We start from the raw sequence: 17,245 nt of genomic DNA, 5'->3' as shown, positions 1-17,245 counted from the left end.
TGCTCCGGAGGCCAGTATCCGCTCGCACGCGGCAGGGGTCACGGTGGTGTAGGGGCGCAAGCTCAGCAGTCCGTCCCGGATTTCGATGGTCATCCGGTGCAGCCTCGCGACCGGATCGAGTCCAGCGAACTGATCGACGGAATAAAGCATCAGGCCGGGGAATGCTGTCGTGAGATCGGACCACATCGGCTGCAGTCTGCGGCTGTAACGAGCGGTCCGATCCCATCCCGCCTGCGCCGATACCCGGCCGAAAAGTGGGATCGCGGTGATAATTGCGGCAACGAGCGTGGCGGCGAAGAACGTGGCCGCTTTACGTCGCATCTGTGGATCCTGCGGCACGATATCGGTATAAGTCGACAACGCGGCGACCACCGGCCCAGCGATGGCATCGATGAGGAGTCCCCCTGCAGCGGCGAAAACACCGTAGTACACGAGCTTTTCCCGGATACCGAGGGCTTCGACGCGAAATTCACGAACGCTGGTCTGCAGTATCAGTACTGCGCATACGGCCGGCTTGCGCGCAACATCGCCGCGTCGGCGAATGCTTCAGCATCGCGTTCGTACGCGTCACCATATGAACTGCGACTCAAGACACGCTCGATCGAATCCAACGAGATCGAGGGCAGCAATCGGCTCAGCACAGCCGCGCCTGCGGCATCGAGTCGGCCGGCGGGTTGCGCGCCGTGGTCGAGCAGCATGTGGCCGATCTCGTGCAGCACGATGTGCTGAGCATGCCAGCCCGAGGTGTCGCCGTCATAGACGATGATGTCGTCAGCACGCCGAGCGATCCACAGACCACTACCGGTGCCACATCCGGCACCGCCGAGCCCGGAGGTGTCCATGGGCGCCAGGGTGATCGGCCGCCCACGGTGCTTCGCGACCTCGGCGACATAGGCATCGAGGCTCCAAGGTCGAGGGATCGGCACCACATCGGCGAGAGCGCGAAAGCGATCCGCCATGCTCGACATCGGCTACTCCCCCTCGACCGGCCACGCGTCCATCCACACGGCACAATTGAAGCCCCACTGCCGCCCCTGGCCTGGTGATTTCGACTCCCCGAGCCAGCTCGAGCGCCAACGCTACCTGTCATATACCTCGAACACCAGTACGCCGGCGCACACCAGTGCCGCGAATTTCCTTCTCGGGCCTGCGGTTCCACGCGACTACACACGGCGATCGCGCATCGACCTGTGCGACCTTCAGCGCATTGCCTCCAGTTCGTCGAGGAAGCGGTCGGTGGCGGTGGTTTTGGCTCGGGAGGTGGTGAGGTGGGTGCGTACTCGGTGTTCGGTGCGGGTCAGGACGGCGGTGTGCAGGGTGGTGCGGAGTTCACGGGTCAGTTCGGTGCGTAGGCGGGCCAGGCGTGCGTGGCCGGAACTGTGTTGCCGCAACGCTTCCGCTTCGGCGGTTACGCGGGATTCTGCGAGGATGTGGGCGGCGGCGGTGTGCGCGTCTTGTTCGAGATGCCGGGCGGCGATGGCGATTTGCGCCACCGCCGCCTCGTCCGCCTCGGCGGCCGCGACGACCCGGTTCGCCGCCCGCTCGCTGTCCACCAGTTGTGCACGAATCACGTTCTGCGCCTTCGCCATCGCGGCGGACAGCGGCGGCACAACCCATTTGACGAGCACCCCTACGATGATCGCGAAACCGAACAGCTGACTCAGGAAAACCGGCCAGTCCCAGACAATGTCGTGCACCTGCGGCTACCTCCTTCCGACCTGCGCCGGATCGGCGATGACGCGCTCGGCGAGCGTCCGCGCGAGCGGTTCGACGCTGTCGTGCAGTTCCGCGCCGATCCGCTCGGCCTCGGCGCGCAACTCGATGGCCGTCCGGGCCACCATGGCGTCCGCCTCTTCCTGTGCACCGGCTTTGCGCTGGGCGATCAGCGAACGCCCTTGCACCCGAGCTTGTTTCCGAATCTCGGCGGCCACGCCTTCGGCCTCGGTGAGCGCCGACCGATAGCGCTGATCGACCTCGGCGCGCAGCGCGGCCGCTGCCCGCTCATCCGCTTCGGTCTTGGCGACCCGCGCCTCGCGTTCTTCCAGTGCGCGATTGATCGGCGGTACCACGAAGCGCCAGATGACGCCGAGCACGGTCACGAAGATGAGCAACTCGGCGAAGAAGGTGCCGTTGGGGAGCAGGAAGTTCTCTCCGGCAGTGTTTTTCGTCGACATGTCGCGCCTACTTGCCCGGTGTCGCGAAGACGAGCAGCGCCATGAAGGTGAGATTGATGAAGTACACGGCGTCGATCAAGCTGACCGTCATCAGGTAGTTGCCGCGCAACCGGCCTTCGGCCTCCGGCTGCCGGGCCACGCCGCCGATGAGCGATGAACCCACCATGCCGTTGCCGACACCGGCGCCGATGGCGCCGCCGAGCATGATCAGTCCGCCGCCGATGAGCGCCGCCGACTGGATGATCGCCGCGTTGGTGATGTCTGCCATTTTCTTGTTCCCTTCTTCGTGGTCAGTGGTTTTCGTGCTCGCGCGACATCGACTCGGCGAAATAGAGGATGGTCAGCAGCGAGAAGATGAAGGCCTGAATGAGCCCGACGAACAGGTCGAACAGCTTCCAGGCCGCGTTCGGGGCCCAGCTGATCCAGGCGGGCAGCAGCGTGATGACGGACAGCATCACGCCGCCGGCGAAGATGTTCCCGAACAGTCGCAGCGACAGGGACAGCGGTTTCGCGATTTCCTCGATGATGTTGATGAGCACCATCCCCCACCCCGCGTGCCCCTTCAGCGTCTGCTTCAGGTGCCCGAGCGGGCCGCGCCGGACGATGCCCGCGGCCTGGTAGCCGAAGAAGACGAATACCGCGAGCGCGTAGACGAAGTTGACGTCCGCGGCCGGCGGATGGATCAGTTCACCCGAGCCGTATCGCACCGGCAGCACCGCCAACCAGTTCGACAGCAGGATGAAGATGAACAGGGTGACGGTGAGCGGTAGCACGAACGGCGCGACCCGCATCCCGATCGCACTCTCCACCTGATTGCGCAGTTGGACGGTGACGGTCTCGAAGAACAGTTGCACCCCGTTGGGCACGCCGGAGGTCACCGTGGCCCGCAGATAGAACGCGAGCCCGAGCACCACCACCGCCGCCACGCCGGTCGACACGATGGTGTCGACGTTGAACTCCAGCCCGAGCAACCGGACCGTCTGGTGCTCGCCGACCTTGATCGTCGTCATGTCTGCCCCTGCAACGCTGGTCGCCGAACCCGGAACAGCCGGGCGGCGTGGAATACCGCGAGACCGAAGAACACGCCCACGCCGGGCGCACCGGCCAGAAATGCGATCGCGATCGAAACCACGGTCAGCACAAGCAATCTCGTCATCGACAGCAAGACCAGCCGCCCGCTCGTCACGTCGTCGTCCACGATGCGGGTGAGCGCCCGCCGCGTCCACAGGGTATTTCCCCACCCGAGCGCGAGTCCCGCGCAGAAGTACATCGCCGTTGGCATCATCACCGGAGCCTCCCCTTTGAGGTCGTTCTACGACGTAGCATAGTTGCTACATCTCGTCGTGACAACGCTATTGACATGGGGCAGCACGATGCGATGAGATAGAGAGATGCGCGCGGCTCGACCGCGCGCTGACGGCGGCTACTCGCCCGAGGTCAGGGGTGTTCCCGGCGCGGCGCCTCGATGCGCACCAGCCCGGACTGGAAAGCGATGACGACGAGTTGGGCTCGGTTCTGTACGTCGAGCTTCGACATCGCGCGTTGCACGTGGGTGCGGATGGTGAGCGGGCTGACGTACATCTTCTCGGCGATGGCTTCGTTGGACAGCCCCGAGGCGACCAGCACGACCACTTCGCGTTCGCGGGCGGTGAGGATTTCAACGGGATCGCCTGCGCTGATCCGGTTTTCCGGCAGGGCGAGGTAGCGCGCGATCAGGGTGCGGGTCGCGGTGGGCGAGAGCAGTGCATCGCCGGCGGCGACGGATCGGATACCGCCCAGCAGCTCTTCGGGGCCGACGTCTTTGCCGAGGAATCCGCTGGCGCCCGCGCGAAGCGCCTGTGCCACATACTCGTCGAGCTCGAAGGTGGTCAGGATCAGCACCCGGGTCCGGCGCAGCGCGGGATCGTCGCAGATCTCCTTGGTCGCGGCCAGACCGTCGACACCGGGCATCCGGATGTCCATGACCACCACGTCCGGCTGGGCCGAGCGAGCCAGATCGATGGCCTCACTACCGTTTCCGGCGATCCCGACGACCTCCATATCGGGAGCCGAATCGATCAGGAGCCGGAAGGTGCCCGTGAGCAGCGCTTGGTCGTCGGCCAGGAGAACGCGGATGGTCATGCTGTCTTGTCCTCGAGGTCAAGGTGTTCGGAGTGCGCGAGCGGCAGCTCGGTGGTGACTTCGAACCCACCGCCGGGGCGGTGCCCGGCGTGCAGATTGCCGCCGACCGAGATGGCTCGTTCGTTCATACCGATCAAGCCGAAACTCTGACCGTCCCGTGCGGGCGGGCGCGAATCCCGGCCCCCGTCGTCGCTCACGCTGACGGTCAGCAGCAGCCGCGAATAGACGAGGCGGACCGTCGCCGACGCGCCGGCACCCGCGTGCTTGGTGACGTTGGTGAGCGCTTCCTGGATGATCCGGTAGGCCGTCAGGTCGGTGCCGGGTGACAGCGGACGCGGCGCCCCGCTGATCGACAGCGACGGAGTCAGTCCGGTCCGCTCGAACGAGGCCAGCAGTTCGCCCAGCTGCGCGAGGCCGGGCGCAGGCGCCAGGGGGACGTCCACGTCGCTTTCCCGGAGCAGTCCCACACTCGCCTTCAGCTCGCGTAACGCCGCGGACGTGGTGCCGGACAGCTGGTCGAGCATCTCCTGCACCTGATCCGGCTGAATCCGCAAAAGGTATGCGGCAGTGGAGGCTTGGGCGTGTGCGAGCGCCATGTGGTGGGCCACCACGTCGTGCAGTTCGCGCGCGATCCGCAGCCGCTCCGCGCTGACCCGCAGCCGCGCTTCCTCTTCGCGGGTTCGTTCGGCCAGTTCCGCGCGCGCGTGCAGCGCGGCCAGGTAGTCGCGCCGGTTGCGGCCCGCTTCACCGAACGCGGACGCCACCAGCAGGCCGGCGATCAAGGTGATGCGGTCCCCGGTCAACAGCGGCGTGAACGAGGTGATCAACGAGGTGATCAGTAACGCTAGCCCGGCCGATACCTGCGCAGCCTTGGCATAACACGTTCGGGGCCAATACATTTCGATCGAATACATCGCGACGAAGGCGGCGCCCGCGGTGACGATCGACATTTCGAATCCCAGCACGCCGATCGTGATCGCGCAGCCGGTGGTGAGCAGCAGCACACCGCGCGGAAACCGCCGCCGCCACAGCAGGGCCAGCGAGGCGACCGCCGACAACGCGAACACCGCGGGTGATGCGGACCGGACCACCATCGGCCCGTGCCCGTCGAGGCCCCCGGCGACCCGGCTGGCATACGTGGCCAACCCGCACAGCAGGACAGCGATGATCACGTCGATGGCGTGCCGGTGTCGGCGCGGCCATTGCGACCAAGCTGCGGTCATGCCTGCACCTCCTTGTCCCTGCACACTAACCGGCTGGTCAGGAACGTGCCGTCCGGCCGTCCCGACGGACGGCCGGACGGCGCGTTCCCCCTCAGACGCGAGCGGATTCCAGCTCGCGATCCGGTTCGACGGGCTGGATGTGTTTCAGCGCCTCCCCCTCGACGTCCACATTCGGCAGGATCTTCGCGAGCCATCCGGGTAGCCACCAGGCCTTGTCGCCGAGCAGCGCGAGGACCGCCGGGACGAGGGTCATCCGGACGACGAACGCATCGAAGAACACCGCCGACGCGAGCCCCAGCCCCATCATCTTGATCATCGGTTCGCCGCCGCCGATGAACCCGGCGAACACCGCGATCATGATGGCCGCCGCGGCAGTGACCACCCGCGCGCTGTGCCGGAACCCGGTGACGATGGCGTCGTGCGCGCTCTCGCCGTGCGCGAAGGCCTCCCGCATCCGGGTGACCAGGAAGACCTCGTAGTCCATCGCGAGCCCGAACACCACGCCGATCAGGAAGATCGGCATCATGCTCATCACCGGCCCGGTCTGCTCGACGCCGAGCAGATTCGCCAGCCAGCCCCACTGGAACACCGCGACGATCACGCCGAAGGCCGCGCCCACCGAGAGCAGGAAGCCCAGCGCCGCTTTGATCGGCACCGCGATCGAGCGGAACACGACCATCAGCAGCAGGATGGCCAGCCCGACGACGATGGCCAGGTACGGCAACAGCGCGTCCGACAGCTTCTGCGACACATCGATATTCATCGCGGTCGCACCGGTGACCAGCATGGTCGCCCCGGTCGCCGTCCGCAGTTCGCCTGCCGCGTCGCGCACCGCGTGGACCAGGTCCTTGGTCTCGGTGGTGGACGGACCGGTGGCGGGCACCACGGTGAGCACCGCGGCGTCCCCGGCCTGGTTGAACGAGGCGGGCGAGACCGACACCACGCCCTTGGTCGCGGTCAGCGTCTTCGTCGCCTGTTCCACCGCGGCTTTCGGGTCGGCGACACCCGCGACATCGATCGCGACGGTGAGCGGCCCGTTGAAGCCGGGACCGAACCCGGCCGCGAGGGCGTCGTAGGCACGCCGCTGGGTTGTCGAGGTGGGCTGCGATTCGTCGCCGGGCAACCCGAGTTCGAGGCTGCGTACCGGTAAGGCCAAGGCCCCCATACCGATCAGGCCGATCAGCAATACCAGCACCGGTCTGCGCACGATGACCTGTGCCCACCGCGTCCCCATACTGGGTTTCGTCGGCCGTGCTGCATTGCCCGCAGGCCGGTCGGCAACGGTGCTCTTGCGGAAAGCCCTCGGCAGCACGGCCTCTTGGAAGAAGCCGAGCAGCGCGGGCAACAGCGTCAATGCGATCACCACCGCGACGGCCACCGTGCCCGCGGCGGCCAGGCCCATCGTGGTGAGCATGGGAATCCCGACCACGGCGAGCCCGGCCAGCGCGATGACCACGGTGAGCCCGGCGAAAACCACCGCGGAACCGGCGGTTCCGACGGCACGGCCCGCCGCTTCCGCGGCGCGGTAGCCCGCCGCGCGCTCGCTCCGATACCGCGAGACGATGAACAGCGCGTAGTCGATGCCGACCGCGAGCCCGAGCATCATCGCCAGGGTCGTGGTCGTGGTGGACAGCCCGATCGCGACGATGGCAGCGATGCCCACGCCGATCCCGATCAGGGCGGTGAGCAGGGGCAGTCCGGCGGCCGCGAACGCGCCGAAGGTGATCAGCAGCACCACGGCCGCGATGGCGATTCCGATGATCTCGGTGGCGCCGCCCATTTCCGGCTCGGCCATCAGCGCGGTCCCGCCGACCTCCACGGTGACGCCCGCGGACTTGCCCGCATCGATCGCGTCGGTGAGCGCCGTCTTCGTCGCGTCGGTGAGGTTCTGGGTGGTTTCGCCGTAGCTGACCGTCGCATAGGCAGTCGTGCCGTCCCTGCTCACCGCCCCGGTCTGGAACGGGTCGAGTACGCCCTTCACCTGGGCGCCGCTCGCGACATCGGCCAGGATCTTCTCGACCGAGGCCTTGACCGGTTCGGCGCCGACCTGCTCGCCCGCGGGGGCGACGAAGACGATCCGGGCCTGCGCCCCATCGGATTTGGTTCCCGGGAAGCGTGCGCCGAGCAGGTCGAAGGCCTGCTGCGACTCGGTGCCCGGGATCGAGAAGGTGTCCGGCGGCGGCTTCGGTGCGTTGAGCGCCCCGGCCACCACGGCGGCCATCACGCCCAGCCAGAGCAGCACTACCAGCCGCCGTTTCTCGAACGCGAACCGGCCCAGCCGGTAGAGGAATTTCGCCATGTCGCCATGCTCGTGGGACGGTTCCGTAGTCCGCGTCGTGCGGAAGGAGGCTGTTGCGACTACTGCATTCGCAGTACGTTCTCACTGATGAACACGGCACCGGGCGGTTGCGAGCGGCGAGGCACTAGATACGGTGATGTCCGGTCAGTATTCGTGCGATGAGGGAAGATCACATGGTGTCGGTGGATCCCAATGCGGCTGTTCCCGTTCATGTTCCAGAACCTGGCTGGAAGCTGCTGTGGAAGACGCTCTTCGGGATGGTCGCAACGTTCGCGTTCGCGCTACCTGTGTTGATGGTGGCCGTGCGCCTGATCGACGGCGGCGGCCCGTGGTGGCTGACCGGTCATCACCTGGCCACGGCGCAGTGGTACGAGGCGGTCCGCAACACCGTGGCGGTGGTGGCGCTGACGGTGGCCGGTGGGGCCGCCTATCTGGCCATGCGGCGGCAGCGCACCGCGGACTCGACCCAGCACACCGCCGCCCACGCCGTCGCGCTGCTCGCGGAAGCGAACAGACTCGCCGCGGCGGCGCAGGAGACCGCCGCGAAGGCGCAGCAGACCTCGGCCGACGCGCTGGCCGTCAGCAACAAGCAGTACGAATTGGCGGCCGCGCAACATGACGCGGCCGCGATCCGTGATCTGCGCACCCGGTTCACCACCACCTCGGGACAACTCGCGCACGCCTCGCCGGCCGTCCGGATGGCGGGCGTGTACGCGATGGCGGCGCTGGCCGACGACTGGCACGCCCGCGGCAATCACGCCGAAGTGCAGGTGTGCGTCGACGTGCTCTGCGGGTATCTGCGCCTGCCCTACACCCCCGATCCCGACTGCGAACGCAGCCAGAACGGGCTCGAGGTGCGCAAGACCATCGTGCGGGTCATCGCCGCGCACCTGGTGCCCGCCGCCGAGCATCCGTGGTCGGACCGGGACTTCGATCTGACCGGGGCCTATCTGGCCGACGCCGACTTCAGTTCGTCGCAGTTCCGTGGCCGCAACACCTTCAACGACACGGTGTTCGCCGGAAAGTACGCGTCGTTCAACGGCGCGCGGTTCTACGACAAGACCTGGTTCGAGGGTGTGACCTTCGCCGGGCCCGCCGACTTCGGCGGCGCACGGTTCGACGAAGAGGTTTCCTACCGCAACGCCACCTTCGCCGGACTGACCCGCTTCTCCGAAACCGAGTTCGCCGGGTCCAACACCTGGTTCGACGGCGCGACACTGGACGGCGCAACGAGTTTCGCGGACGCGATCTTCGGCGGTGAAGGGGTCTCCTTCCACAAGACGAAGTTCCAGAAGCACACCTCGTTCATCGGCGCCGCGTTCAACGGCTGGCACACCAGTTTCGACGCGGCCGTCTTCACCGGCCCCACCATCTCGTTCGAGCGCCCGGCCGCGTGGCGGATGTTGACCTTCGACTGGGATCACCTCCCGGGCGCCCAGCCGCCCAACGTGTTGCCGAACAAATGGCCGCCGGCGGTGCAACCGACCGCCTGACAGACCGAACATCACCCCGAGGGGTTCAGCCGCCCTCGACACCGAGGTGGCGAACGCCCACCCCTGCGTGTCGGCCGACCACTCCTGGGGTTCGTGGCTCAGCCCGCCCCTGCTGCGTTGAATTGCCTCCACAGGCACACACCCGGCAACCTCCAGGAGCACCCGTTGGCTACACCGTCCACCACCAAGAAGCTCGCGACGACAACTCTGCTCGTCGCCGGACTCGCCGCCCTCACCACCCTCGTCGCACCCGCCGCGAACGCATCCAACGGCGTCGAGGGAAGTATCAGCAGTCCCGCCGCGGGCACGGTGACACTCGGATGGCGGGTCTACATCCCCGCGGGCAGCACCGCGACCTGCGACATGGTCGTCGAGAACAGCGTCAACACCGCTGGAACGTATCGAGAATTCGACTATTCCGCGATCGGCGGCTCGGCCAATCATCAAGGCCGCTGGGTCAGTGACTCGTTCCAGACCTCGGCGCCCGCGGGTAGCACCGCGTACGGCGATGTCTACTGCACTTTCCTGAGTCCCGGCGGTCAAGCCACCACCGGTCAATGGCAAGGCAGCACTGCGGTCAAGATCGTGATCAAGGGCGGTGCCCCGACCATCCCGCCGGGCGGCGGGGTGGGCTGAACATTTCCGGCCCGGCGGGCGGATTTCGCGGACAACGCCATCCGAAATAACTACTCTCCGAAGAAATTACGAGGGCCGGGTGCGACCCGGCCGCTCGAGGTCGGAGGGCGAAGTGAAATCCACCAGATGGGCAGCGTTATTGGTGACGGCCGCGTTGGCGATAGGCCTGACGGCCTGTTCGTCCGACGGCGGCGATGCGGCGGCGGGTGTGGTGACCGCGAACGGCGGTGAGCCGCAACATCCGCTGGTGCCGACGAACACCAACGAGAACCAGGGCGGGCGCGTGGTCGACCGCCTGTTCGCCGGGCTGAAGTACTACGACGCCGACGGAAAGGCGCACAACGAGGTCGCCGAGGCGATCGAGTCGGCCGATCGGCGGCACTATCGGATCACCCTCGAACCGGGTTGGACGTTCACCGACGGCACCCCGGTGACCGCGAAATCGTTTGTGGACGCGTGGAATTACGGCGCGCTGAGCACCAATGCGCAACTGCAGAGCTGGATTTTCGCCTCGATCGTCGGCTACGACGAGGTCTCGGTGGATCCGCCCAAGGCGCAGACGATGTCGGGGCTGAAGGTGGTCGACGAGCGCACGTTCACCGTCGATCTCACCCGCCCGTCGATCGATTTCGAACTCTCCCTCGGCTTCACGCCGTTCTTCCCGCTGCCCGAGGTGGCGTATCGGGACATGAAAGCGTTCGGTGAGCGTCCGGTCGGCAACGGTCCGTACCAGTTCGCGAACGACAACGCCTGGCAGCACAACGTGCAGATCGATCTCGCGCCCAATCCGGATTATCGCGGCAACCGTCCGGCCAAGAACAAAGGGCTGCGGTTCGTGATGTACGCGACCTACGAGACCGCGTACGCGGACCTGCTGGCCGGCAACCTCGACCTGCTCGACACCATCCCCGACAACGCGCTGACCAGCTTCAACTCCGACCTCGGCGACCGCGCCATCCACAAGGCGACGGCTCGGTACGAGCACATCGGATTCCAGCCCACCGTCCCGCATTTCGGCGGCGCGGAGGGCGTGCTGCGTCGCAAAGCGATCTCGCTGTCCATCAATCGCCAGCAGATCGCCGACACCATCTGGCACGGAACCAAGGTTCCGGCAAAGGATTTCACCTCCGCCAGCCTGCCCGGCTACAACGGCAGTCTGCCCGGCGTGGAACTGCTCGCGTACAACCCGGACGAGGCGCGACGACTGTGGGAGCAGGCCAACGCCATCGCGCCGTGGACGGGCCGCTTCGAGATCGCCTACAACGCCGACGGCGGCCATCAGGCCTGGATCGAGGCCGTCGCGAACAGCGTCAAGAACACCCTGGGCATCGATGCCCTGGGCGCGCCCTACCCCACGTTCAAGCCGCTGCGGGACGCGATCACCGGCAAATCCATCCGCACCGCGTTCCGCAACGCGTGGCAGGGCGACTACCCGACGATGCTGAATTTCCTGATGCCGCAGTATCTCTCCGATTCGGCGAGCAACGACATCGGCTACGTCAACCCGGAATTCGACAAGATCATCGCGACCGCGCTGGCCGCGCCCACCCCGGAGGAGGCCTACGCGCACATCGCGAAGGCGCAGGCCGTCCTGTTCCAGGACATGCCCGACATTCCCGTGTTCGACGACAACAACAATGCGGGGCATTCGGACAAGGTGCGGCAGGCGAAGCTGACCTGGAACGGGCTGTTCGCTTACGAAAGTGTCGAAAAGTAGTTCTCGGCAAGCGAACCGGCGTAGCCGGACCGTCGACGGCCGGTCAGTCCCACTGGGATCGACCGGCCGTCGCAGTTGGAGGGGAAGCCTCCTCGGTGTGTCAGAAGGAGCAGTCCGTGGGACGACCCGCCCAGCCGCCCTTCAGGAATCGGATCACGGCGCAGAAGATATCCGCCGACGACCCCTGGACATACGTCGCGGTCGAAGGCGTGTTCGCCGGTGCGGCAACGGGTTCCGCCGCGGCCAGTCCGGCCGGCGCGAGCAGGCCCGCCGTCAGGGCGGCGACAACGATGAGCTTTTTCACAAGAGTGTCCTCTTCGTCGGGAGACAGGAACACGATCCATGATTGCGCGCGGTAGGCGGTACCCCCAGGTTTGGGGGGTCTCGAACAGTCGATGCGCACCGCACCGGATGAGCCGGGCCGGGGATCAGCTGGTCGCGGTGGCGGCGTAGCGGCGGGCCAGCCGGCCGAAAGCTGCTTTCAGCTCGGCGGGCCCGACGACCTCGATATCGGTGTCGAACAGACCGATCGCGGCGGCCAGGGCGGGCCACGACCAGGAGCCCAGCACGACTCGGCAACGGTCCGGGCCGAGGTCCTCGACTATCCCGTCGTGCAGGAAGGGTGACACCTCGGCGGCGGGCCGGGCCAGGATGACCTCGCCGCGGCAGGGCCGGCCGCCCGAGCCGTCGGAGCCGGCGAACCTGTTCGCGACGAAGGCCGCCACGTTCGCGCCGGGCAGGTCACGAGGGACGAAGCGCGGGCCGGTCGGGGTGCGCGGCGAGATCCGGTCGGCGCGGAAGATCCGCCAGTCGTCGCGGTCCGGGTCCCACGCCACGAGGTACCAACGGCCACCCCGGGTGACGAGATGGTGCGGCTCCACTCGCCGCGGCGGCGTAACCGCGGGCGGGCCCGCACCGGCGTAGTCGAAGCGCAGCACCTCGCGGGCGTGCACAGCCGCGCTGATCGCCAGCAACACCGCACTGTCGAGCGGTGGTGCGGCGGGGTGCTCGACGGCGGTGACCTGAAGGGTGCCGATGCGGTGACGCAGCCGTGCGGGCATCACCTGGCGGAGGGTGTTCAGCGCCCGCACCGCGCCCTCCTCGATGCCCGCCCCGGCGGTCGTAGCCATCTGCAGAGCGACGGTCAGTGCGACGGCTTGCTCGTCGTCGAACAGCAGCGGCGGCAGTTGTGTGCCCGCGCCGAGCCGGTATCCGCCGTCCGGTCCCTTGGTGGTCACGATGGGGTAGCCGAGTTCGCGCAGGCGGTCGACGTCGCGGCGTACGGTGCGCGGACTGACCTCCAGTCGCTCGGCCAGTACGGTCCCCGGCCAGTCCCGGCGCGCCTGCAACAGCGACAGCAACGTCAGCAGCCGTGCGGAAGTCTTCGGCATATTTTGATTCTGCCGGAAGTAGCGGACACAAACTGACCGCTTCTCTTGCGACCGTGGTCTCGGCAGCAAGTCGACACAGAGGAGCAAGCATGTCCGTCACGACCACCACCCACCTGAACTTCCGCGGCGACGCCCGCGCGGCGTTGGAGTTCTACCGGTCCGTGTTCGGTGGCCACCTTGCCGTCATCACGTACAAGGACGCCGGGAACGTCGAGGACGAGTCCGCGGCCGACCAGGTGATGTGGGGACAGGTACTGGCCGAGAACGGCTTTCACGTCATGGCCTACGACGTGCCCGCGCGGATGGGCTACCACCAGGGCGAGAATTCGTTCTTCGTTTCCCTGCGCGGCGAAAGCGTCGAGGAGATCACCGGCTACTGGGAAACACTTCGCGCCGACGCGACCGTCGTGGTCCCGCTGGGACCGGCGGGTTGGGCGCCCGCCTACGGGATGCTGCGTGACCGCTTCGGCGTGGTCTGGGTGCTCGATGTCGTCAGCGGATACAACGGATAGCACCACGTCACGAGGGGGCGGGAGACGTGCTCCCGCCCCGGACGGCCAATCTGACGACCGAGAGGACACCCCGATGAGAACACGCACCAGCGGACGGGTCGCGCGCGGCGACATGATCGGATGACGATACTGACGCCCCGGGCGCTCAACCGGGCCACACTCGCCCGGCAAATGCTGCTCGACCGTGCCGAGATAACCACGCTCGATGCCGTCGCCCACCTGTGCGGACTGCAAGCGCAAGAGCCGCAGGAACCGTTCATCGGTCTCTGGTCGCGGATGCGCGCGTTCGAGCCGGCCGTGCTCGACGAGCTGCTCACCGAACGCCGGGTGGTGCGCCTGCACCTCATGCGCCGCACCGTCCACCTGCTCACCGCCGACGACGCGCTGGCCTGGCGGTCGCGCCACCACGCCATGCTGTGCCAGCGCGTGCTCGGAACCTATCGCCGCGAACTGGCCGGCGTGGATCTGGACGAACTCGAGGAAGCGGGCAGCGCGCTGCTGGCCGACGGCGCGCCGCGCACGATGGCCGAACTGGCGCGGGCACTCGCCGACCGCTGGCCGGCCCCAGGACCACGAGCACTGGGGGAAATCCTGATCGCCGCCCGCATCCCGACGGTGCAACTGCCACCGCGCGGGCTGTGGCGCGCGAAAGCGGGAGCACGCTATCAGCCGCTGACCATGTGGCTGGGCCGCCCGCTCGCCCCGCTTCCGGACGATGCCGATCTGGTCGGCCGAGAGCTGGTCCGGCGCTACCTGGCCGCCTTCGGACCGGCGGCCTCGGCCGACCTGCGCGCCTGGTGCGGCCTCGCCGGACTGCCCGCCGCGGTGAGCGCGCTCCACCCGGAGCTGGTGACCTTCCGCGACGAACGCGGGCGTGAGCTGCTCGACCTGCCGGACGCGCCCCGCCCCGACCCGGACACCCCCGCCCCGGTGCGTTTCCTCCCCGCGTTCGACAACGCGATCCTCGGCTATCACGACCGCAGCCGGATCATCGATGACGAGCACCGCGGTCTGTCGGTCGCCGGTGCGCGCGTCGTGCTGGTCGACGGCCGGGTCGCGGCCACGTGGACCGAGGAGGCGGGCACGGTGCACGTCGCCCCGCTGCGCCGCTTGTCCCGGGCCGAGTCCACCGCAGTCGCCGAGCAGGGCCGGGAACTCGCGTCGTTCCTCTCCGACAAGGACAGCCAGCGCGTCCAGGTGGCAACGCTGCCACGCTGACCGGTACCGCGAAAAGGGCTGTGCCGCTGATCAAGTGGTGTGCGACGCAGCCGGGCCACGCGCGGGGTGCGGCCAGGTCGCCGCGCTCTGCGCGTATCGACCCGGCGTCGTGCCCAGAATGCGCTTGAAGTGCCGGGTCAGATGCGGTTGGTCATGAAAGCCGGTGGCGGCCGCCACATCTCGCGCGGGCATGCCACCCAGGAGCAGCGGGCGGGCAAGATCGACCCGGCGGGAAATCAGGTACTGGTGCGGCGGCATCCCGAACTCGCGGCGGAACGCGCGAATCAGATGGGTGGCGTCGGCGTGCAATACCGCCGCCGCCTCGGTGAGCGAAAGTCCTTCGGCAGTACGGGAATCGAGCAGCTCGCGCAGACGGTGGGCCAGCCCCGGATCGGCGTGCCGCGGCGCCGGATCCGTGCCGCACAGGAGGTTGCGCAGCCGATCGTGGATGAGGGCGAGGCGGCTCGCGGCCTCGAACTCCGCGCCGGAATGCGCAAGGACAGTGTGCAATTGGCGGATTCGCCGGTGCAGCAGCGGGTCGGTGAAGGTGGGCGTATCGACCGCACGACCGATCATCGCGTCGCAGAGCTGCGCGTCGTCGAGATAGAGCACGCGCTTGCGGAACCCGCCCGCGGTCGCCGCCTGACCGTTGTGTGGCACGTGCGGCGGCAGCAGCGACACCACCGAGCCGAGGACGCCGTGCTCGTGCCGGTCGAGGTCGTAGCGGACCATCCCGTCGTCGACGATCAGCAGCGTCCAGGAGTCGTGGGCGTGCATCGGGTAGACGTGCTCGACGAAACGGGCATGGAAGACCTCGACGATGCCCGGCACTCGCGGCTGCCAGGCTCTGACCTGCTCGATCGCACCGCCCGCAACCATGCCAGGATCGTACAAGCCTTGCCGGGCCGGTCCACGGGAGAGTCGTGGGCATGGAGAACGTGCGTTTCGATACCAAGATCGCGGTACTGCTGCGGGCGGACTTGCCGACCTGGCAGCGGCTGAATGTGACAGCCTTCCTGGTCAGCGGTCTCGGCACGGTGCAACCGGAGGTGATCGGGGAACCGTACGAAGACGCGGACGCGACCAGCTACCTGCCGATGTTCCGGCAGCCCGTGCTCGTGTTCGAAGGCAGCAAAGAGGTCGTGCGCAACGCACACGGCAAGGCGCTGGCGCGGGAACTGCGCACGGCGGTGTTCACCTCCGACCTGTTCACCACCGGAAACGATCAGGACAATCGGGCCGCGGTGCGCGCGGTCGGCACCGGCGATCTGGACCTCGTCGGCGTCGCCGTCTACGGACCGCGCAATGTGGTGGACAAAGTACTCAAAGGTGCCCGCATGCATCCCTGAACCGAAGGCCGCGGTATTCAACTCCGCGTGTTCTGGTCCAGCCAGGTCTTGATGTAGTCGAGCACTTTCGGGTCGGTGGTGGTCTCGGTTCGCGCGTATTCATCCGGCATGCCGGTGACCGCTGGTTGCATGAGATGGTTCACGCCCTCGAAGGTGTGCACGGTCGCCTTCGGGTTGCCTGCCAGCAGTGCACGCATCAGCGGGTCGTTGACCGCGGCTTCGACCTGCACGTCCTTGGTTCCGAAAAGGGCAAGGACGGGGACTCGCAAAGCGCGCAACGCGGGCGCGGGGTCGTAAGTCGACTGAGCCGCATATTCCTGATTGATCGACTTGTCGATATCTTCGTCACGGGATTGTTCGGCCTCCGGAAGCCGCCGATTCGCTTCGCGGGCATTTCGTCGCGCTTCGTCGAAATTGCCGGCCCGCAGGAGATCGCATTCGGTTTGCACGGCAGCGTCGCTCGCCGCCAGCCGGTCGGGGGAGGTCGTCCCGGTCGCCTGCAGCTGCACCCGCATCTGATGCTCGAGGACTTCGCATCCGTGCTGCGCCGGTCCCGCCATCAGCACGGTGAACGCGACCTTGTCGGGTGCCTGCTGCGCTACCAGCGGCGCCAGGGAACCGCCCTGGCTGTGCCCCAGCACGCCGATGCGAGTGCGATCGATATCCGATCGTTCACGCAGATAAGAGATTTGCGCGAGCACATCCGAGGCGAGATCGGCGTAGGTGGCCGCGCTCTTGTCCCCGGTGCTCGCGCCGACCCCGCGATCGTCGGACCGCAGGACCGCGTACCCGGCCCTGGTCAACGCATCGGCGATGACCAGAAAAGGCTTGTGTGCCGCGAACTCCTCGTCACGAGTTTGCTTACCACCGCCGGGCACCAGAACCACTGCGGGAAACGGGCCTTTTCGATCGGGAACGGTCAGGGTGCCACCGAGGGTGATTCCGTTGTTGCGCACCGTCACGTCGGTCGAATGATAAGGCGCGTCGGGTCTTTCATCCGACGACGCACACCCCGCCACAACCGCCGACAGTAGCAACGCTGCGAGGGCAAGCCCACCCCTGCTGCCGATAAAAGCCATATCGACTCGCCGTCCCTTCCCACATCGGTTCCT

General features: G+C 67.4%; 20 protein-coding genes. 6 read left to right on the top strand and 14 right to left on the bottom strand.

From position 1 onward, the window contains the following. The 10 genes from NVU01S_RS14370 to NVU01S_RS14325 all read right to left on the bottom strand — a co-directional run. On the bottom strand, positions 1-372 hold a 372-nt coding region (locus NVU01S_RS14370), incomplete at its 3' end, for a DUF6545 domain-containing protein (protein WP_373864198.1). Positions 373-491: 119 nt separating this feature from the next. Then, positions 492-968, bottom strand: coding sequence for a hypothetical protein (locus NVU01S_RS14365; RefSeq protein ID WP_052280739.1), 477 nt, complete (start codon positions 966-968; stop codon positions 492-494). A gap of 231 nt (positions 969-1,199) precedes the next feature. Then, positions 1,200-1,697, bottom strand: a complete 498-nt coding sequence (locus NVU01S_RS14360) for a F0F1 ATP synthase subunit B family protein (RefSeq protein WP_052280738.1) — start codon at positions 1,695-1,697, stop codon at positions 1,200-1,202. A gap of 6 nt (positions 1,698-1,703) precedes the next feature. Then, the gene (locus NVU01S_RS14355; RefSeq protein ID WP_043672608.1) at positions 1,704-2,174 is read right to left on the bottom strand and encodes a F0F1 ATP synthase subunit B family protein; all 471 of its coding nucleotides are present in this window, start codon (positions 2,172-2,174) and stop codon (positions 1,704-1,706) included. 7 nt (positions 2,175-2,181) lie between these two features. Further along, a complete protein-coding gene (gene atpE, locus NVU01S_RS14350; RefSeq protein ID WP_014987510.1) occupies positions 2,182-2,442 on the bottom strand; it encodes an ATP synthase F0 subunit C in 261 nt (86 codons plus the stop codon). Between the two features lie 22 nt (positions 2,443-2,464). Next, on the bottom strand, positions 2,465-3,184 hold the full coding sequence (gene atpB, locus NVU01S_RS14345) for a F0F1 ATP synthase subunit A (RefSeq protein ID WP_043672605.1): 720 nt from the start codon (positions 3,182-3,184) through the stop codon (positions 2,465-2,467). Further along, positions 3,181-3,462 carry a hypothetical protein gene (locus NVU01S_RS14340; RefSeq protein ID WP_052280737.1) on the bottom strand — a complete coding sequence of 94 codons (282 nt, stop codon included), beginning with the start codon at positions 3,460-3,462 and terminating at the stop codon, positions 3,181-3,183. The genes atpB and NVU01S_RS14340 overlap by 4 nt, the downstream gene beginning before the upstream one ends. Positions 3,463-3,611: 149 nt before the next feature. After that, on the bottom strand, positions 3,612-4,295 hold the full coding sequence (locus NVU01S_RS14335; RefSeq protein ID WP_043672601.1) for a response regulator: 684 nt from the start codon (positions 4,293-4,295) through the stop codon (positions 3,612-3,614). Next, positions 4,292-5,518, bottom strand: coding sequence for a sensor histidine kinase (locus NVU01S_RS14330; protein ID WP_043672599.1), 1,227 nt, complete (start codon positions 5,516-5,518; stop codon positions 4,292-4,294). The genes NVU01S_RS14335 and NVU01S_RS14330 overlap by 4 nt, the downstream gene beginning before the upstream one ends. A gap of 91 nt (positions 5,519-5,609) precedes the next feature. Beyond that, positions 5,610-7,817 (bottom strand): MMPL family transporter, encoded by a 2,208-nt coding sequence (locus NVU01S_RS14325; RefSeq protein WP_043672596.1) that lies wholly within the window; start codon positions 7,815-7,817, stop codon positions 5,610-5,612. A 257-nt stretch (positions 7,818-8,074) separates the two neighbouring features. Here NVU01S_RS14325 and NVU01S_RS14320 point away from each other — a divergent pair, with 257 nt between their 5' ends. From NVU01S_RS14320 to NVU01S_RS14310, 3 genes are all read left to right on the top strand, one after another. Next, positions 8,075-9,310 (top strand): pentapeptide repeat-containing protein, encoded by a 1,236-nt coding sequence (locus NVU01S_RS14320; RefSeq protein WP_052280735.1) that lies wholly within the window; start codon positions 8,075-8,077, stop codon positions 9,308-9,310. Positions 9,311-9,475: 165 nt separating this feature from the next. Next, on the top strand, positions 9,476-9,946 hold the full coding sequence (locus NVU01S_RS14315) for a hypothetical protein (protein ID WP_043672594.1): 471 nt from the start codon (positions 9,476-9,478) through the stop codon (positions 9,944-9,946). 112 nt (positions 9,947-10,058) lie between these two features. Continuing rightward, positions 10,059-11,663 carry a peptide ABC transporter substrate-binding protein gene (locus NVU01S_RS14310; RefSeq protein ID WP_244467302.1) on the top strand — a complete coding sequence of 535 codons (1,605 nt, stop codon included), beginning with the start codon at positions 10,059-10,061 and terminating at the stop codon, positions 11,661-11,663. A 100-nt stretch (positions 11,664-11,763) separates the two neighbouring features. Here the strand turns inward: NVU01S_RS14310 and NVU01S_RS14305 are convergent, their stop codons facing one another. After that, positions 11,764-11,967 (bottom strand): hypothetical protein, encoded by a 204-nt coding sequence (locus NVU01S_RS14305; protein ID WP_043672590.1) that lies wholly within the window; start codon positions 11,965-11,967, stop codon positions 11,764-11,766. A 124-nt stretch (positions 11,968-12,091) separates the two neighbouring features. Beyond that, positions 12,092-13,054 (bottom strand): helix-turn-helix transcriptional regulator, encoded by a 963-nt coding sequence (locus tag NVU01S_RS14300; protein WP_043672587.1) that lies wholly within the window; start codon positions 13,052-13,054, stop codon positions 12,092-12,094. A gap of 89 nt (positions 13,055-13,143) precedes the next feature. On the opposite strand from NVU01S_RS14300, the gene NVU01S_RS14295 reads away from it, so the two are divergent. Beyond that, entirely contained in the window at positions 13,144-13,566 is a 423-nt protein-coding gene (locus NVU01S_RS14295) for a VOC family protein (protein WP_043672584.1), read from the top strand. 120 nt (positions 13,567-13,686) lie between these two features. Then, positions 13,687-14,784, top strand: a complete 1,098-nt coding sequence (locus NVU01S_RS14290) for a winged helix DNA-binding domain-containing protein (RefSeq protein ID WP_043672581.1) — start codon at positions 13,687-13,689, stop codon at positions 14,782-14,784. A 30-nt stretch (positions 14,785-14,814) separates the two neighbouring features. On the opposite strand, the gene NVU01S_RS14285 is transcribed toward NVU01S_RS14290, so the two are convergent. After that, positions 14,815-15,663 (bottom strand): helix-turn-helix domain-containing protein, encoded by an 849-nt coding sequence (locus tag NVU01S_RS14285; RefSeq protein WP_043672554.1) that lies wholly within the window; start codon positions 15,661-15,663, stop codon positions 14,815-14,817. A 50-nt stretch (positions 15,664-15,713) separates the two neighbouring features. On the opposite strand from NVU01S_RS14285, the gene NVU01S_RS14280 reads away from it, so the two are divergent. Continuing rightward, positions 15,714-16,133, top strand: coding sequence for a DUF2000 domain-containing protein (locus NVU01S_RS14280; RefSeq protein ID WP_043672550.1), 420 nt, complete (start codon positions 15,714-15,716; stop codon positions 16,131-16,133). Between the two features lie 17 nt (positions 16,134-16,150). Here NVU01S_RS14280 and NVU01S_RS14275 read toward each other — a convergent pair whose 3' ends face one another. Beyond that, on the bottom strand, positions 16,151-17,095 hold the full coding sequence (locus tag NVU01S_RS14275) for an alpha/beta hydrolase family protein (RefSeq protein ID WP_052280734.1): 945 nt from the start codon (positions 17,093-17,095) through the stop codon (positions 16,151-16,153). Positions 17,096-17,245 lie beyond the last annotated feature (150 nt).

It is taken from the genome of Nocardia vulneris (assembly GCF_001613425.1).
GTDB lineage: Bacteria > Actinomycetota > Actinomycetes > Mycobacteriales > Mycobacteriaceae > Nocardia > Nocardia vulneris.
Note: the sequence above shows the minus strand (reverse complement) of the source record. Positions and strands in the feature narration are given on the sequence as shown.

Coding starts and splice junctions, on each gene's coding strand:
- NVU01S_RS14285 (WP_043672554.1), bottom strand. CDS start 15,663: ATGGTTGCGGGCGGTGCGATCGAGCAGGTCAGAGCCTGGCAGCCGCGA.
- NVU01S_RS14295 (WP_043672584.1), top strand. CDS start 13,144: ATGTCCGTCACGACCACCACCCACCTGAACTTCCGCGGCGACGCCCGC.
- NVU01S_RS14300 (WP_043672587.1), bottom strand. CDS start 13,054: ATGCCGAAGACTTCCGCACGGCTGCTGACGTTGCTGTCGCTGTTGCAG.
- NVU01S_RS14325 (WP_043672596.1), bottom strand. CDS start 7,817: ATGGCGAAATTCCTCTACCGGCTGGGCCGGTTCGCGTTCGAGAAACGG.
- NVU01S_RS14365 (WP_052280739.1), bottom strand. CDS start 968: ATGTCGAGCATGGCGGATCGCTTTCGCGCTCTCGCCGATGTGGTGCCG.
- atpB (WP_043672605.1), bottom strand. CDS start 3,184: ATGACGACGATCAAGGTCGGCGAGCACCAGACGGTCCGGTTGCTCGGG.
- atpE (WP_014987510.1), bottom strand. CDS start 2,442: ATGGCAGACATCACCAACGCGGCGATCATCCAGTCGGCGGCGCTCATC.
- NVU01S_RS14320 (WP_052280735.1), top strand. CDS start 8,075: ATGGTCGCAACGTTCGCGTTCGCGCTACCTGTGTTGATGGTGGCCGTG.
- NVU01S_RS14330 (WP_043672599.1), bottom strand. CDS start 5,518: ATGACCGCAGCTTGGTCGCAATGGCCGCGCCGACACCGGCACGCCATC.
- NVU01S_RS14355 (WP_043672608.1), bottom strand. CDS start 2,174: ATGTCGACGAAAAACACTGCCGGAGAGAACTTCCTGCTCCCCAACGGC.
- NVU01S_RS14290 (WP_043672581.1), top strand. CDS start 13,687: ATGACGATACTGACGCCCCGGGCGCTCAACCGGGCCACACTCGCCCGG.
- NVU01S_RS14335 (WP_043672601.1), bottom strand. CDS start 4,295: ATGACCATCCGCGTTCTCCTGGCCGACGACCAAGCGCTGCTCACGGGC.
- NVU01S_RS14280 (WP_043672550.1), top strand. CDS start 15,714: ATGGAGAACGTGCGTTTCGATACCAAGATCGCGGTACTGCTGCGGGCG.